This window comes from Bacteroides sp. f07 (assembly GCF_042854785.1).
Classification (GTDB): Bacteria; Bacteroidota; Bacteroidia; order Bacteroidales; family Bacteroidaceae; genus Bacteroides.
The window spans coordinates 3,037,726-3,055,221 of record NZ_BAABXI010000001.1 but is presented as its reverse complement, the minus strand read 5'-3'; the positions used below and the strand labels follow the sequence as shown (position 1 = coordinate 3,055,221).

At 40.9% G+C, this 17,496-nt stretch carries 8 protein-coding genes; 7 read left to right on the top strand and 1 reads right to left on the bottom strand.

Annotation, left to right across the window (positions count from 1 at the left end):
• Positions 1–26: 26 nt before the first annotated feature.
• Positions 27–3,974, bottom strand: a complete 3,948-nt coding sequence (locus tag ACGHVY_RS12560; RefSeq protein ID WP_390599349.1) for a two-component regulator propeller domain-containing protein — start codon at positions 3,972–3,974, stop codon at positions 27–29.
• Positions 3,975–4,086: 112 nt separating this feature from the next.
• Here ACGHVY_RS12560 and ACGHVY_RS12555 point away from each other — a divergent pair, with 112 nt between their 5' ends.
• The 7 genes from ACGHVY_RS12555 to ACGHVY_RS12525 all read left to right on the top strand — a co-directional run bounded on the left by ACGHVY_RS12555 (position 4,087) and on the right by ACGHVY_RS12525 (position 17,492).
• On the top strand, positions 4,087–5,517 hold the full coding sequence (locus ACGHVY_RS12555; RefSeq protein ID WP_390599348.1) for a phosphotransferase: 1,431 nt from the start codon (positions 4,087–4,089) through the stop codon (positions 5,515–5,517).
• 10 nt (positions 5,518–5,527) lie between these two features.
• Positions 5,528–6,277 carry a nucleotidyltransferase family protein gene (locus ACGHVY_RS12550; RefSeq protein WP_308745470.1) on the top strand — a complete coding sequence of 250 codons (750 nt, stop codon included), beginning with the start codon at positions 5,528–5,530 and terminating at the stop codon, positions 6,275–6,277.
• Between the two features lie 141 nt (positions 6,278–6,418).
• On the top strand, positions 6,419–8,413 hold the full coding sequence (locus ACGHVY_RS12545; RefSeq protein ID WP_390599347.1) for a response regulator: 1,995 nt from the start codon (positions 6,419–6,421) through the stop codon (positions 8,411–8,413).
• A gap of 660 nt (positions 8,414–9,073) precedes the next feature.
• On the top strand, positions 9,074–10,039 hold the full coding sequence (locus ACGHVY_RS12540; RefSeq protein WP_390599346.1) for a PD-(D/E)XK nuclease family transposase: 966 nt from the start codon (positions 9,074–9,076) through the stop codon (positions 10,037–10,039).
• Positions 10,040–10,372: 333 nt separating this feature from the next.
• Complete coding sequence (locus tag ACGHVY_RS12535) at positions 10,373–13,702, top strand: SusC/RagA family TonB-linked outer membrane protein (RefSeq protein WP_390599345.1); 3,330 nt, start codon at positions 10,373–10,375, stop codon at positions 13,700–13,702.
• Between the two features lie 16 nt (positions 13,703–13,718).
• Positions 13,719–15,524 carry a RagB/SusD family nutrient uptake outer membrane protein gene (locus ACGHVY_RS12530; protein WP_390599344.1) on the top strand — a complete coding sequence of 602 codons (1,806 nt, stop codon included), beginning with the start codon at positions 13,719–13,721 and terminating at the stop codon, positions 15,522–15,524.
• Between the two features lie 33 nt (positions 15,525–15,557).
• Positions 15,558–17,492 (top strand): DUF5006 domain-containing protein, encoded by a 1,935-nt coding sequence (locus ACGHVY_RS12525; RefSeq protein ID WP_390599343.1) that lies wholly within the window; start codon positions 15,558–15,560, stop codon positions 17,490–17,492.
• The last annotated feature ends 4 nt before the right edge of the window (positions 17,493–17,496 follow it).

The following is a 17,496-nucleotide window of genomic DNA, read 5'->3' as shown; positions in this document are numbered from 1 at the left end:
ATATGTATTTCCCGTGTAGCTGTTCGTTACTCTTTTTTCCTTTCCTGTTTCTGCTTTTCCTTATACTGTGTCGGCGTTTCTCCCGTATATTGTTTGAAAGCCGTACTGAAATAGCGTGAAGTTGTAAATCCCACCTTCTCGGCGATTTCCGTAAATGACATTTCCGTGCCTATGATTAACGTTATCGCTTTTTCCATCCGGAATTTATTGATATAATCATTGGCTCCCATATCGGTCAGAGCTTTCAGCTTATTATAAAGCGAAGCCCGGCTCATCCCTATCTCCTTACAGATAAATGTAACATCTAAACCACTGCTGTCCAAATTCTCCTGAATGATTTGATTCAGTTTCAACAGGAAAGTCTCGTCTGCCTGGCTGAACGTACTTTCTTCCGCTGCGGGAATTAATCCGGCATTCAGATACCTTTTCTTGGTGGATTCCCGGTTTTTCAAACGGTTGCGGACGATTTCCATCAGCATCTCTATTTCGAAAGGTTTTGTCAGATAGGCATCCGCTCCATTCTTGTAGCCGCTCAACTGACTTTGTTTATCATCCCTTGCCGTCAGCAGGATGATAGGAATGTGGCTGATAGTAATATCTTCTTTAATGTTTTTGCAAAGTTCGTATCCGTTCATTCTCGGCATCATCACATCACTGACTATAATATCCGGGGCATGGCTCTTGATAAGTTGTAGTGCTTCCACACCGTCCGAAGCAATCACTATGCGCTTAAAGTATTCCCCTAATGATTTCTTCAGGAAATCCGTCAGGTCGGGATTATCATCCACTACCAGAATCGTGTAGGAAGTTGTATCGAAATTATTTTCATCCGGTATATTTTCATTCTTGTCGTCACTAATCAGTTCGTTCAGATATGCTTTGGGTTGGCAGATAATTTCTTCGGTTTCCTGTTTCAGTGGCAGTTCAAAGAAGAAAGTAGCACCTGCTTTTTGGTTATTACGGGCACCGATGGAACCGCCGTGCAGCTCAACTAGAATTTTAGAATAAGATAGCCCGATTCCCGTTCCGCTTTGTTCGCCCGTTCCCTGATAGAAGCGGGTAAAGAGCTTCCGGGTATCTACCTGCTGCAATCCGTTTCCCTGGTCGGTAATAGAGACACGTACTCTGCTTTCTTCGGGAAGTAATTCCGAAGTAATTGTAATTTCCGTATTCTCGGGACTATGTTTCAGTGCGTTAATAAGCAGGTTGCTTAAAATAGTCTCGCACTTGTCCTTATCGAAGCTGACGGTTTCAATCCGTGGGTCGAGTTCATAGCGGATTCGTACATTCTTGGCTTCACCCTCGCTGATAAAGTCCTGTGAAATATGCTCAATCCATTGGTTGAATGGATGAGGCTGTATCTGCATTTTACTTTCTCCAACTTCCATTTTACGTACATCAAGCACCATGTTTATCAGGTTCTTCATGCGTTGTGACTGTCTGTAAATAGCCTTCAACGGAAGATATTGACCGTCATCGGAAGAGAGCGATTTCAATATCCTGCTGAGTGGAGCGTGTATCAATGTCAATGGGGTGCGAAGTTCGTGGCTGATATTGATAAGGAAACGTACTTTCTCCTCATACACCTGTTGTTCGTGCTCTTTCATAGCCCACCTTAACTTTTCCTCCTTTCGTCTCAATGTTCTTCGGAAAGTTTCTATAATGACGGCGGTAATGAAAACTGCACAGCTAAGGATGAACCACCATGTACGATACCAGGGCGGAAGAATGGTTAGTTCCAGCACTTCCTGATTAGGAATCCAGCTACCATCTTTAGCAGTGCAGGAAGCCATGATTTTATAACTTCCCGGTGGCAGGGAACGTATAGCCAGTTCGGGGTTGTAAGATTCGATTTGTTGGTCGTTTAGTCCTTCTATCTGGTATTTATATACTTTTTGACGGAAAATATCTTCCTCTTTTGACATGATTCGAATGATAATATTACTGTTCCAGGGGACGGAGATTCCTTTCGGATGGCCGCTTAGTTCATCATTAACGGATTCGCCGTTGATAATGACATCTGACAACTGGAGTTGAGGAAGTTCGGATGTCGTTAAAGGAAGCTTGCTGTTGATATGTAGCAGACCTTTTACTCCACCCATATATACATCTCCTTGCATACTTAACAATTGCGGTTTGGAAAGATATTCGTTCAAAATAACACCGTCCGATTCTCCGAACAGAACAAACTTCTTTTCTTTAATCAACCAGGCGAATAGCATGCTGTCGGCTCCTATCCATACTTTTCCTTGCTGGTCGCATACTATCAAGGTGATTTCACCGAACAGGGAAGTCGGTATCGGCGTCTCTGTCTTTGTACTGGGGCTGTAATGCACCAATCCGTAATTGTTTCCAATCCAGAAATTGCCTTCTTCGTCCCGTGAAACAGAGTTGATAATCATGTCTTTCTGACAAGAGTACAGGGCTTTCAGCCAGTTTGTACGGTTATCCAGTTCATAGATATGTTTTGTATCGCTCAGATAAGTATAATCCTGATAATTGCCGATTGGCAGCAGTGCCCCGATAATATCTTGTCCTTCCTGCTCTGTAGCGATGCTGAAAGTTTGCTCTTTCAGGTTGTACTTATAGACATGCTCCCCTAGAAATAGGATACTATGCGGTGTGTTTTGTAATAAATTCACAGCTTTTCCCCGGTTGCAGAGACGAGCGTTTGTTTCAGCATCGACAATGGTGAAAGGCTGTTTTTCTCCTGTTGCCGGATTGAAAATGAATACTCCCTGCGAGAAAAGGGAAATCAATAATTTGCCGGAAGTAAACGGGCAGATGGAAGCTACCTTATCTTCCCAGGTCGAAGGGTAATGGGTGAACTTTTCCGTGAGTGGGTCGAAACGGTTTATGCCGCCGCCGTCCGTACCTATCCAGATTCGGTTTTCGGATTCCTGGAAAAGGCTAAGAACGGTTGCATTGCTTAGTCCACGGTCGCTGCCGGGTAATACGTCCGTATAGGTCTTCATGGAAACTTCCCGGATGCTGATTAACCCGTTTCGGATACTGCCTGCCCACATATTATTGTTCCGGTCGTTGTAAAGACATAAGATAGAGTTGGCGGGAAGCGAATAGTTATCCCTTCCGGGGATATGTTCCAAAAGAGAAAAACGTCCCGTTTCCGGATCGAGGATATTGATGCCGCCACCGTCTGTTCCAATCCATATTTGCCCTTCCCGTTCGGCGAGACTTAATACAACATTGTTGCTTAGAGATGAATTACAGGTAGTATAGGTTGCCAGCAACTTGCCGTCACGGGTGAAGCAATTCAATCCCCCATTGTAAGGAGCCACCCATATCCTTTTTTGTGAGTCGATAAATACGTTCATAATTTCTTTTCCGCAATCGAAAGGCGGACGGATGCATTTTCCGGTCTTTAAGTCGAGCAGGAGCAAGCCCTGCCATCGGCTGCAACAGAGCAGTGTATGTTCATCCCAAAGACTCAGCAGGGTGACATTGTAATTCGGTTCCAAGTCGAAAGATTGCAGGAGACGAAAAGAGGCATCCTGATAATTGTAGAAGAATATCTTGTTTTTCGAACCAAACAAGACTCCGTCTTTTGTCAGGCAAACAGAATAAACGATGATGTTATTTCCGGTTTCATTTGTCGGTATAAAGAAATCATCGCTCTGCCGTTGATAGCGTGCCACTCCTTTGTCTGTCAGAATCCAGATGTTATTTTGCTTGTCTTCTATCATCTGATAGATTAAATTATGAGGAATGGAGTGAGGATTGTCAGCTTGATAAACGTATTTTTTAAGTTCATGCCCGTCATATCGTCCCAGTCCGGAGCGTGTTCCTATCCACACAAAGCCTTGTTCATCTGTTAGGATACACCGCACGGTGGACGGCAATCCGTCTTTCAGAGAGATTTGTTTATAGTAATAATGTCCGGCTTGAAGGGGGAGAATACCGGCAAACTGTGTGATAAATGCTACGCATAGTAGTATAAAGATTCTTTTTTTCATGGAATCAGGTCAGTTAAACTGAAACAAAGATAATATATTCGGATGAATATTAGTAGAATCGGGACTCTTATTTTTGGTTTTTATCCCTATCTTTGCTCGAAAATATACGACTATGATTACCGAAGAACTACAGAAACTTTATCAGGCATATACGGGCGTTCCCTCTGAAAATATAACAGAATTGCCCTCTTCCGGTTCCAATCGCCGGTATTTCCGGCTGACGGGCGTACAAACATTAATCGGAGTGTATGGAACTTCTGTCGACGAAAATGAAGCCTTTCTTTATATGGCAGGGCATTTCCGCAAAAACGGTCTGCCTATTCCCGAAGTTCATATTGTGTCGGAAGACAAGACCTATTATCTGCAGGAAGATTTAGGTGACACTCTGTTGTTTCATGCTATTGAGAAAGGGCGTGCCACCAGCGTATTTTCCGAAGAAGAGAAAGAGTTGCTTCGCAAAACGATTCGTCTGCTTCCCGCCATTCAGTTTGCCGGAGCCGACGGGTTCGATTTTTCCCGTTGCTATCCCCAGCCGGAGTTCAATCAGCGCTCTATCCTTTGGGATTTGAACTACTTCAAATATTGTTTTCTCAAAGCTACCGGAATGGAGTTTCAGGAAGACAAACTGGAAGATGATTTCCAGAAAATGACTGATGTCCTGCTGCGCAGTTCTTCCGCCACTTTCATGTATCGTGATTTTCAGAGCCGCAATGTGATGATAAAAGACGGGCAGCCTTGGTTTATTGACTTCCAGGGCGGGCGCAAGGGACCGTTCTATTATGATATTGCTTCCTTCTTGTGGCAGGCCAAAGCGAAATATCCCGATAGCCTTCGCAAAGAACTCTTGCAGGAATACATAGAAGCCCTTCGCAAATACCAGCCGATTGACGAGCCTTATTTTTACAGCCAGCTTCGCCACTTTGTTCTTTTCCGTACCTTGCAGGTATTGGGAGCATACGGCTTCCGTGGTTATTTCGAGAAAAAGCCCCATTTTATTCAGAGTGTTCCTTATGCCATCGCAAACCTGCGTGAACTGTTGAAAGAAGACTATCCGGAATATCCGTATCTCTGTAAAGTATTGCGTGAACTCACCGGCCTGAAACAGTTTACGGACGATTTGAAAAAGCGTCAACTGACAGTGAAAGTAATGAGCTTTGCCTATAAAAAAGGAATCCCTGAAGACCCGACAGGCAATGGCGGTGGTTATGTATTCGATTGTCGTGCCGTGAATAATCCCGGCAAATATGAACGCTACAAACCTTTCACCGGATTGGATGAGCCGGTAATTACTTTCCTTGAAGAAGATGGTGAAATACTTCGTTTCCTCGATAATGTCTATGCTTTGGTGGATGCTTCCGTGAAACGTTATATGGAACGCGGATTCAGTAACTTGTCCGTTTGCTTCGGTTGTACCGGCGGGCAGCACCGTTCCGTATATTCGGCACAGCATTTGGCGGAACGCCTGAATCAGAAGTTCGGAGTAAAAGTAGAACTGGTGCACCGCGAACAGAATATAGAGCGCACGTTCGAAGCAACCGTATAAAAGATATCGTATGAAAGCAATGATATTTGCAGCCGGTTTGGGTAGCCGGCTGAAACCACTGACCGATACGATGCCCAAAGCCCTTGTTCCCATAGCCGGACGACCGATGTTGGAGCATGTTATCCTGAAACTGAAAGCATCGGGTTTTACTGAAATAGTGATTAATATCCATCACTTCGGCGAGCAAATACTTGATTTTTTGAAAGCGAATGACAATTTCGGACTTACTATACACATTTCCGATGAGCGTGACCTATTGCTCGATACAGGGGGCGGAGTAAAGAAAGCCCGCACTTTTTTTGAGAACTCCAATGAACCTTTCCTCGTGCACAATGTAGATATTCTTTCGGATACTGACCTGATAGAACTCTACGAATCCCATTTGCAGAATGGTGGTGTCGCTACTTTATTGGCCAGCCGGCGCAAAACTTCCCGTTATCTGCTTTTTGATACCGGGCGGAAACTCTGCGGATGGATTAATAAAGATACGGGACAAGTGAAACCGGAAGGTTTCCAGTATGATGAATCACTTTATCAGGAATATGCATTCAGTGGTATTCATGTTCTTTCTCCTGCCATTTTTCAGTGGATGGATGCCCCTCGTTGGGAAGGCAAGTTCTCTATTATGGATTTTTATCTTGCTACCTGTCGGCAAACGGACTTTTTTGGGTATCTGTCTGAGAAATTGCAACTTATTGATATCGGCAAGCCGGAGACATTGGCCAAAGCGGAAGAATTTGTAAAAGATTTGCGGTTTTAGAATGAGGGCATTACTACCAAAGTGCTCTATAAGGATACCTAAAGGGACTTTCTGACCTCTTTTTTATCGAAGTATAAAAGATTTATGTAAGTTTGCCTGTATAAAACAAACAATATTGTTGAACTACATAAATTTTGTAGCATGAGAAATGAATCTCCCTTAGCTTTAATTAGTGGGGTAGCTGATAGTTTATTGTATAATATCTTTGAGAATCTATCCGTCGGTCTGGAGTTATACGATAAAAGTGGTTTCATGGTTGAAGTTAACCATACAGAATTGCAATCGATGGGGGTAAAAAACAGGGAAGAACTTTTGGGACGTAGCCTGTTCGATATTCCGAGTCTTTCCGGTAAAGACAAACAACAAATAATGAATGGCGAAACCGTACATCTCACAGTAGAGTATGATTTCGATAAGTTACGCAGTTGTTTTCCAACCTATCTGTCCGGCACCAAACATTTTGAAATTACAGTTTCTTCCCTATTCAATGAAGTCGGTAAGATTACGAATTATCTGGTAATCACACAGGATGTTACTGAACGTGTTTTATGGCAGCGTAAGTATGAAAATCTTTACGAAGATGCCATACGTTCGAAAAAGGAGTTAATCGAGAGTGAGCAGAAGATGATAGAGTTGCTTCGTCATAACGAATTGGTGCTGAACAATGCCAATTCCGGACTAGCTTATATTACTAATGATTATATTGTACAGTGGGAAAACGTATCGCTTTGTAGCAGGAGTCTTTCTTATGAGGCTTACAAAAAGGGGGAGTTTTGCTATAAAACTGCTTATAATCGTACTGCTCCTTGTGAGAATTGTGTGATGCAACGTGCCCGTAAATCCGGTCAGGTAGAGACTATTCAGTTCTTTCTCAATAATGAACACACTATCGAAGTATTCGCTACCCCTGTATATAACGATTTAGGGGAGATAGAGGGTGTGGTAATCCGGGTGGATGATGTGACGGAACGTCAACATATGATAGGTGAGCTGGAAAAGGCAAGGAAACAAGCAGAGCAATCTGATAAATTGAAATCCGCCTTTCTTGCGAATATGAGCCATGAGATTCGTACTCCGTTGAATGCGATTGTTGGTTTCTCAGATTTGTTGATGATAACAGATAATCCGTCCGAGAAAGAAGAGTACAGCAAAATCATTAATACGAACAATGATCTGTTATTGAAATTGATTAATGATATATTAGACCTTTCGAAAATAGAAGCCGGGTCGGTAGAATTGAAGTATGAAAAGTTTGATTTGGCTGTTTATTTTGATGAATTGGCAACTTCCATGCAATGGCGTGTTAAAAATTCTCAGGTTCGTTTGGTCTCTATTAATCCTTATACTACCTGTATGGTAAAATTAGACAAGAAACGCTTTACCCAAATCTTCACGAATTATGTGACAAATGCTATTAAATATACCCCGGAAGGAACTATCGAGATGGGATATGAAGAAGTGGAAGAGGGGATACGTATCTATGTACGTGATACAGGTATCGGTATACCGGAAGATAAAAAAGATAAAGTATTCTATCGGTTTGAAAAACTGGATGAGTTTGCTCAGGGAACCGGTCTTGGTTTATCTATCTGCAAAGCTATTGTCGAAGCTTGTGGGGGGAGTCTCGGATTTGAGTCGGAATATGGAAAAGGCTCTTTCTTTTGGGCTATTCTACCATATATAAATGAAGTAGATGAGGATGGGGCGGCTGCTTCTCAACAGAGAAACGGAAGGAAGCTTAGAAAGGATGCTGCAATGGCTGCCAAAGAGGAGGAAGAAGAGCAGAAGACTATTCTGGTAGCAGAAGATATTCAAAGCAATTTTTCTTTAGTGTCTTCACTGTTGAAAAACAGATGTAAATTATTGCATGCGCCAAATGGTCAGAAAGCTGTTGAAATTGTACAAAGCCAGTCGATTGACCTTGTGTTGATGGATATGAAAATGCCGATAATGGACGGACGTACTGCTACTGCTGAGATTCGGAAGTTCAATACCCGTATTCCAATTGTCGCGTTGACTGCCCATGCTTTTGAAGCCGATAGGGTAGCAGCTTTGGAAGTAGGCTGCGATGATTATTTGGTGAAACCCATTAATGGGGCAAAATTGATGCAGGCTTTGAAAGAGTATGGTTGTTGAGAGGTTTGATTAAAAATGTGCTGATCTGAAAAATTGTATATTATATCCTTTCTGTTTTTGATATATCGGTCACTTGTTTGTGATGAGGGAAAAAATGCTCTGCATTTTAGATGAAAGAATGTATGTCTGTTTGTGATATTAGGTAATTCCTGTCTAAAAAATAACTAATTCTCTTATTTGCTATTCATATGTTTACTTATTGTGAGTATATGGCTCGCTTTATTATTTTCTTTCTGTTCGCATATAATGATTAACTAGCCTATAAATAGCCTTTTTCGAGGGCTTTTATGGCTTGGTCGGTGACTATGGAGAGCTTCCTCGGTGAGGAATAGGGCGTTCCTCGGTGAGGAACACTTCCTTTCTCACCGAGGAAAGTCACTTATTTCTTTAAAGAAAGTGCATATTCTTTGGAAATATATACTGTATTGTGTCGGTAATATGCATATATATGTGATAATATGGATGCTTCTGATTCTGGATTACTTTTTTCAGTAGTCCTGTTTTCTTCTTTAATCTGAAAAATAGAACATTATTCTTATTTATTTAGAGGAATTGAAAGAGAATCCCCTTACTATAAAAGGCTATAAATCCGTAAAGATTAGGATGGTTCCTCATATTTATGGATTTAAATAGCTATCTTTGCTATAAAAATAGAATATCATGTCCAAATACGTCAATCCTTTTACTGACATAGGATTTAAAATTATTTTTGGTCAACCGGCCAGTAAGAATTTGCTCATCACTTTGTTGAACGAATTACTTACGGGCGAACATCATATTACAGAACTTACTTTTCTCGATAAGGAAGATCATGCGGACAATGTGAGTGACAAAGGTATCATTTATGATCTTTATTGCCGTACAGCGAGTGGTGAGTATATTATTGTGGAGATGCAGAACCGTTGGCACAGTAATTTTCTAGATCGTACACTTTATTATGTTTGTCGTGCTGTGAGTCGGCAGATAGAATCTCCTTCTTCAAAAGAAGTCCCTGTTCCTGAGGATTCGATGACTGCAAGAGAGCCACTTGTCGCTTATGGGAAACAATATAGATTACCTACTATATATGGAATTTTCCTGATGAATTTCAAAGAGGAAAATTTAGAGGCGAAGTTTCGTACGGATACGGTACTTTCCGACCGTGATACAGGGAAGATTGTTAATCCGCATCTCCGGCAAATTTATTTGCAATTTCCTTATTTCATTAAGGACTTGTCGGACTGCCATACATTATATGATAAATTAATTTATGCACTGAAGAATATGAGCAATTGGAACAGAATGCCGGATGCTTTGAAAGAACAAGTGTTTGAACATCTGGCGAGATTGGCAGCAGTTGCCGATCTTTCGGAAGAAAATCGTATCGCTTATGATAAGGCATTGGACCGGTATAGAGTCAATCAAATCGTAGAAGAGGATGAACGGCGTAAAAATGAAGAGATGCGGAGAAAAGCGGCTGAAGAAGGGATGAAAGAAGGGATGAAAAAAGGAAGGAAAGAAGGAATGGAGAAGGGAGAGCAAAAGAAACAAATTGAAATTGCTCGAAAGATGAGAAAGGACGGAATATCCATTGATATGATTATCAAATACACAGGTCTTCAATCTTCTGATATAGAAAACCTATAATACATCTTCGTTGGAAAATTGTTGTAGTTATATTAGTATAACATATAAAAGAGACGGGAATATTCGGAAACGAATATTCCCGCTTTCTTTTTTTGATTCGTAAGATGTTCAAAGATGTCTGTGATATCTTAATTAATCGATGAAATGGACGATTTTAGACAAATTTGGATATAAATTAGCGATTTTGGAACATTCTATTTTCGTACCCTGTCTATTTTTGTAGCCGAAAGAGTTATTCAGCAAAAAGTCTGATATTCTTTTTCAGACTTAGAATGTTTTGAGATTTATTTTTGTTAGCTAATAAATAAAGTCTTTATTATTAAATGTAATATTATGAAAAGAAAGAAGCTTATGAAAAAACAAAGCTGCTTTGTTGTCCTTCTGTTGCTCCTATTGTTTCCCTTAGGAGCATTTGCACAACAACAAATGATTAAAGGGCAAGTGGTAGATGATAAGGGTGAAACTGTTATCGGTGCTACTGTTATGGTAAAAGGAGGGCAAGAAGGTGCAATAACCGACATTGACGGAAATTTTTCTGTAAGAGGTAAGGTCGGTAGTACGTTGACCATTTCTTATGTAGGTTTTACTCCTCTTGAAGTGAAGGTAACGAAGCTGGAAGGTAACCGTTTCGTTCTGAAAGAAGACTCTAAAGTGCTTGATGAAGTTGTCGTAGTGGGTATGGGCAAGCAGAAGCGTAACACGATTACAGCAGCCGTGGCTACGGTGAAATCCGACGCAATTGTTAATCGTCCGGTTACTGACGTGACAAGTGCGTTGCAAGGTAATGTGGCAGGTTTGAACTTTGCGTCAGACGCGGCGGCAGATGGTGTCGGTGGTGAAACCGGCGCTGAAATCAAGTTTAATATTCGTGGCGTCGGCTCTATCAATGGTGGTGAACCTTATGTGTTGGTGGATGGTGTGGAACAGAGCATGCAAAATGTGAATCCAGCCGATATTGAAACAATCAGTGTCTTGAAGGATGCTTCTGCATCAGCGGTTTATGGTGCCCGTGCTGCTTATGGTGTGGTATTAGTTACTACTAAAAGCGGACGGAAAGAAAAGACTCGTGTCACTTATCGTGGAACGGTTGGTTTCAGTTCTCCTATTAATATGCCGCAAATGATGAATTCATTGGAATATGCTAACTACTGTAATCAGCGCGATGTGAATATGGGACGTACTGCTCAGATTTCCAATACTACCATCGAAAAGATAAAAGGATTCATGGCTAACCCTTATTCTGCTGAGTTCCCGGGCATTGGTCCGAATCAGGCAGGTGACGGTTGGGCGGCAGCAGATAATGTCCAGTACGGTAACACAGATTGGTTTGATTATTATTTCAAAGATCGTGCAGTCCGCCATTCACATAACTTGAGCGTACAGGGTGGTGGAGAAAAAGCCACTTACTATGTAGGTTTAGGATATACTTATCAAGAGGGATTGATGGACAAAGTACAGGATGATTTGAAAAAATATAATATCAATACCAAGTTTACGATTACGGCAACTGACTGGCTAAAATTCCATTTTAATAATAACGCAACGGTGAATATAATCAATCGTCCGATGCCTAATCAGACTATTTTTTATGGTACAATTGCGAATACTTCTCCAACTCGTGTGACTCAATTACCTGTGGAACAAGCTGAGTTTTCAACTCCTACCTGGAATGAACAGCTTTATCTGAACAAAGCGAATTATAATCAAAATCGTATTTCGGATGCACTTTCTTTTTCGGCTATCATCACCCCACTAAAAGGATGGGACATTATGGGAGAGATGAAGGCTCGTTTGGATGTTGAAAATAATAGTTTTAAGTTGAAGAAAAGTCGCTATGCATTGCCTAATGGACAGATAATAGAAACTTCGGGAAACCGTCAGGGGTATCAATATCCGGGAATGAAATGGCAGAACACTCGTTTGGGGTCATTGACGCGGGGCAGTGCGTTTAATTATTACCTGTCTCCCAGTGTATCCAGCACATATATGAATCAATGGGGTGATCATGAAGTCAAAGTGATGGCAGGTTATCAGATGGAGCTTCAAGAGAATTCCAGCGAATATATGTACAAGGATGGAATGCTGAGTGAAGATACATATTCATTCGACAATGCTGATGGGGCCATCTATGCGGGAGAAGCCCGTACTCACTGGGCCACTATGGGATTTTACACTCGTATGAATTGGAATTATCAGAATACTTATTTTCTTGAACTCAGTGGACGTTATGACGGTTCATCCCGTTTTGCGCCAGGACATCGTTGGGGATTCTTTCCGTCTTTCTCTGCTGGTTATGATATTGCCCGCACTAATTATTTTACGAACTTAAATTTGCCTGTGTCACAGCTAAAAGTACGTGTATCTTACGGGCGTTTAGGAAATCAGAATGGTGCCGGATTATATGATTATTTGGGAATGATGACTCTTGACCCGAATAATGTAAATGCATGGTTGCTTCCAGGAGGAGGTGATGCAATAGGTAAAGGAACAATTTCGTTAACTCCGAAAATGATTAGCCCGTACATTACATGGGAAAAAGTAGACACAGCCAATTTTGGTCTGGATCTTATGCTGTTGAAAAACCGTTTATCCGTAACGTTTGATATTTACCAGCGTACAACAAAGGATATGATCGGTCCGGCAGAAGCTATTCCTGCTGTTAGTGGTATTATTCCTGAGGATCGTGCTAAAATAAATAATGCGACTTTGCGTAATCGTGGCTGGGAACTTTCTGTTAATTGGCAGGACAAGTTGAAATGTGGTTTCACTTATGGAGTAGGATTCAATCTATTCAACTACAAGGCTGTTGTTACGAAATATAATAACCCTGAGGGTATTATCTATAACAATCACACAGGTTTGGATCGTAATAAAGGTTACTATGAAGGAATGGATATGGGGGAAATTTGGGGATTTGTGGTTGATGATCTGTTTATGACAAATCAGGAAATTGATTCATATCTGAATAGCAAAGACTTGTCTTTCTTTAAGAACGATAATCTTTGGCAGGTAGGTGACCTGAAATATCTGGATACTAATCGTGATGGTAAAGTGGACCCAGGGAAAGGAACATTGGATGATCACGGCGATTTGAAAGTTATAGGTAATACAACGCCCAAGTATTCGTTTGGTATTAATTTGAATCTGGGATATAAAGGTTTCTCTGTTTCGACCTTATTTCAGGGAGTAGCTAAACGTGATTTCCCCTTAGCCGGAAGTACCTACTTATTTGGCGGAAAGAATTTCTTTAAAGAACATCTTGACTATTTTAGTCCGTCAAATCCTGGAGGATATCTTCCTCGTCTGACAGACCCCAAGACTGTGGATTATAATACAAATATTGGTTATAATACAACTCGTTATATGGTCAACGCCGCCTATATGCGTATGAAAAACCTGACAGTGTCTTATACGTTTGACAAGAAACTCTTGAAAGCCATGAGACTGGAAAATCTGAGAGTATATTTCACATGTGACAACTTGTTTACTATTACTAAGCTGCCTAAAGCTTTTGATCCTGAAACTCTGAATCAGGTAAATACTTGGGCAGGTGGTAGTAATGCAACTGCTCCGGGACTTACTTCTGCTGCTAACGAAAACGGTAACGGTAAAGTATATCCGATGAATAGAAACTTTGTATTTGGTCTTGATTTCACCTTTTAATAAATAACAGAGAAGTATGAAACTATTTTATTTATATATAGTATTGATTGCAGGTCTTGGAACATTCGTCTCTTCTTGTGCCGATTTTCTGAACCGCGAGCCGCTGACTGCTCCGAACAACGAATCGTTTCTGTCGGGTGAAGCACAAGTGCGGGGATATATCAATGGTCTTTATACAGCACTTCCGTCATTGCCAAAATTTGGTATGGGGATACGTGGAGAAGAGAAGAACAGTGACAATATCCTTTCCGAGATTTATAATAAACGCCTGAATGGTGAGGAAACTTTATTTTCCAGCAGTGAAAATTGGGAAACCGGTTATAAGAACTTGCGTAATGTGAATTATTTCTTCCACTATTATCTGGTGCCGGAAGAGATGGAAACCGACGAAGTAAAATCGCTAAAGGGCGAAGCTTATTTTTTGAGAGCTTACTGGCATTTCGTGCAGTTAAAGAAATTTGGTAATATACCTATTATGGATGGCTTTTGGGATGAACATGCCACGATAGCCGGTTTACAGATTCCACAAAAAGATCGTGGAGAGGTTGCCAAGTTTATTTTAGAAGATTTGGACAGGGCGGAAAAATTATTATTCAAAAGAAGTAAATATAGCGGCTTACGTATTTGCAAGGAAGCAGCTATGTTACTTGCTATGCAGGTTGCACTATATGAAGGTTCATGGGAGAAATATCATAAAAATGACGAGTTTGCAGCTGCTACCGATCAATCAACTTACTTCTTTGGAGAAGTATTAAGATGGGGAGATATGCTTTTTGAACAGGGTATAAAATTAAATACTAAAGATACAGATAATGGTGTCATTAATCCGGGAGATGCCTATGGACGTTTATTCAATCAAAAGGATTATTCCAAAGTTCCTGAAGTGCTGTTTTGGAGAAAATATTCGATTACTGACGGTGTATTTCATGCCTTATCCGGATTGCTGGGTGGAGGAATTGTCGACCAGGATGGACCTGCCGGTGTAGCCGGAGATTTGGTGAATACCTATTTAAATGCTGATGGAACACCTATTGACCCCAATAATAGTAAGTTTAAAGATTTCAATGAAACTTTCAAGAATCGGGATTTGCGTCTTACTGAAACCATTATGAGTAGCGGTTATAAGTTCAAGTCTACTTCCAAAGGTTCCCGTCCGATGAAAGTGGGAGATATTTTGGGCGGGGATAAAGCTATTAATCCACCTTTTCTGTCTGGTGATGGTAATGCGAAGAATGTGACAGGATATCATATCCGCCTTGGAGTAGATACTACTTACGTTTCAGGAGATAGTGAAACGGGACTTGTAATGATGCGTTATGCCGATGCTTTGCTAAGCTATGCCGAAGCGGCTGAAGAATTGGGCAAATGTGATGATGGAGTATTGAACAAGACATTGAAACCTTTGCGGGAGCGTGCTGGGGTAACTTATGTGACACCTGTTAAAGACCCGAATTTTACAGATTATGGATATACATTAACTCCTGTCATGCAGGAAATTCGCCGTGAACGTCGCGTAGAATTGGCTTTGCAAGGATATCGTTTAGATGATTTGATGCGTTGGGCTGCCGATAAGGTAATTGTTGGCAAACGTGGCAGAGGGGCATACTTAGGGCATGATGGTATTTTGTATAAATCGTTTGCTGACGACAGGCTGGAAGCATTATCCAAAGTATTGGTAGATGGTAATGGATGGATGGATCCTTTGCAGGAATTGATACCCGGTGGTTATCAGTTCAATCCTAAGAGAGATTATCTGCTACCTATTCCACCGAGTGAACTGGAGCTGAACAAGCAAATGAAACAGAATCCGGGTTGGAAATAATAAGATGTTATAGACTCTATAAAAGAATAGTATATGAAAAAGATTTTAGAATCGACATATTTGTGGATGCTGCTCTTACTGGTGGTAGTAGTGAGTATGTCAGGATGTTCTGAGGATGATGGTATGAGTCCGTTGGCAGAACCTGTACCTTTAAAAATGACCTTGAACAGTACGGATTTGGTAATGGGAGAGGTGCTGGAAATTACCTTTGACGTTACAGGTACGGAAGAAGGGAAGAAAGCGATGAATGAAGATTTGAATATCAAACTGAGTGCTACTACGGATAAAGGGGCGGTGGAACAGTTGATATTCGACGATTTTCCTTCAGTAGTAACTTTAAATAAAGGTGAAACAACTAAAAAAATTCAGATTCCTGTAAAAAAGGAAGGACTCAACAGAGAACGTTCCGTTGAGATATCAGCTTTTGCCCGTGGATATAGAATGACAGGTGCTTTGCAGATTGTGACTGTAAGTGATTACCATTATTCAAAAGTATCTTTAAAAAACAATGCTGATAATACAGTGAAAGAGGGACAGACTTTCATATTGGTTGCTTCCGTTAATACAACCTTGAAGGATGACCTGACAATTACTGTTACACCTAAAGCCGGAGAAGAAGAACGTTACGAAAATCTTCCTTCAGAGTTGGTTATTCCTGCCGGATCGAACTCGATAGAAAGTGCCCCGGTTACTATGAAGAAAGATGTGAATACGACCGAAGATGAAGAACTTACATTGGACCTTGCTACTGTTCCTGTAATGAGTCGCTATCCTTTACAAGCTACTAAACTGGCTATAATGAAGATTGATATTCATAAAAACATGGGTAGTGAAGTGAGAGATGAACGTTGGCTGTATGAGGATGCCGACCAATTATTTGTTTCTCCGAAGAATGAAACTGCAATCAAAGCTTGGGGACAGACTAATTACGTAGTAATGAAAGAGGGAGATCCTCATCCAAATAGTGGTAAAGTGCTTCCGGAAGGTAAGTGGAAATTCTTCCGTGCATATGAGTTCCATAAGATTTCCGGATGTGTAATGTCAAAAGTAAGTAATGATGGAGAATATACTAGTGATGTACACCCTGTTGGACTTGCTGACCAGAATACAGGTGCGGTAGAAACTCAAGGTGCTGTAGATAATGTCAAATTCTCTTGGGTGACAGATGAAGGATATTTGCGTATGATTTCATTGAAAGATAAAGCAAAATCTTCAAATACAGGCAATACTTTCGAATTTGGAACCTCTGCTTTTTATTCTTGTAAATTTCAAAGAGGAAATCCTAATAGCCCTACATGGCCTGCGGCTAATGTTCGTATCTATCCAGGAATGCGTATCGAAACCCGTGCTCGTATTCGTGGTGCTGATTATAGTGGAATGTTACCGGGAATTTGGTTGCAGGGTAACGAACAAGTTGGTGGAAATGCTCAGTGGAATGGATGGCCGGATTTTGGAGAAATAGATGTAATGGAGAATAATACCAAGCATCCTACTCCATCTTATCGGACAGGAGTGGAACAGACTTTCCATTTAGGAGACGTTAAACCTAATACTGGAACAAGTAAAATATCTCCTACCGTTGCCGTTACGGATATTGCTGGAACAATTGGTGATTTTCATATTTATTGGGTAGAATGGGTCGATAATCAGACGGTTCGTATGGGAGTAAATGGAAAACAAACGATTGAACTTACGCAAGCAGATGCGGAACGTCAGGGCGCACGTTGGCCGTTTACTGACCAGGTAAATAGTGAAGGGTTATATTACATCTTAACAATGATGTTCTTACATAAAGCTAAACCCGATTATCCATCTATGGAAATGAGTTATTTGACAGCCAGAAATATGTTGAAGAATAATCCAAATGCACAGATTCCCCGTATGGAGATAGATTGGGTACGCTTCTATATTGACGACACATATTCAGACCATAATATGCCTTGGAGAAGTGACGTAATTCTTTATTGATAAA

What these genes read in the sequence shown, in the direction of transcription:
- ACGHVY_RS12560 (WP_390599349.1), bottom strand. Translation starts at nt 3,974, where the DNA reads ATGAAAAAAAGAATCTTTATACTACTATGCGTAGCATTTATCACACAG.
- ACGHVY_RS12555 (WP_390599348.1), top strand. Translation starts at nt 4,087, where the DNA reads ATGATTACCGAAGAACTACAGAAACTTTATCAGGCATATACGGGCGTT.
- ACGHVY_RS12550 (WP_308745470.1), top strand. Translation starts at nt 5,528, where the DNA reads ATGAAAGCAATGATATTTGCAGCCGGTTTGGGTAGCCGGCTGAAACCA.
- ACGHVY_RS12545 (WP_390599347.1), top strand. Translation starts at nt 6,419, where the DNA reads ATGAGAAATGAATCTCCCTTAGCTTTAATTAGTGGGGTAGCTGATAGT.
- ACGHVY_RS12540 (WP_390599346.1), top strand. Translation starts at nt 9,074, where the DNA reads ATGTCCAAATACGTCAATCCTTTTACTGACATAGGATTTAAAATTATT.
- ACGHVY_RS12535 (WP_390599345.1), top strand. Translation starts at nt 10,373, where the DNA reads ATGAAAAGAAAGAAGCTTATGAAAAAACAAAGCTGCTTTGTTGTCCTT.
- ACGHVY_RS12530 (WP_390599344.1), top strand. Translation starts at nt 13,719, where the DNA reads ATGAAACTATTTTATTTATATATAGTATTGATTGCAGGTCTTGGAACA.
- ACGHVY_RS12525 (WP_390599343.1), top strand. Translation starts at nt 15,558, where the DNA reads ATGAAAAAGATTTTAGAATCGACATATTTGTGGATGCTGCTCTTACTG.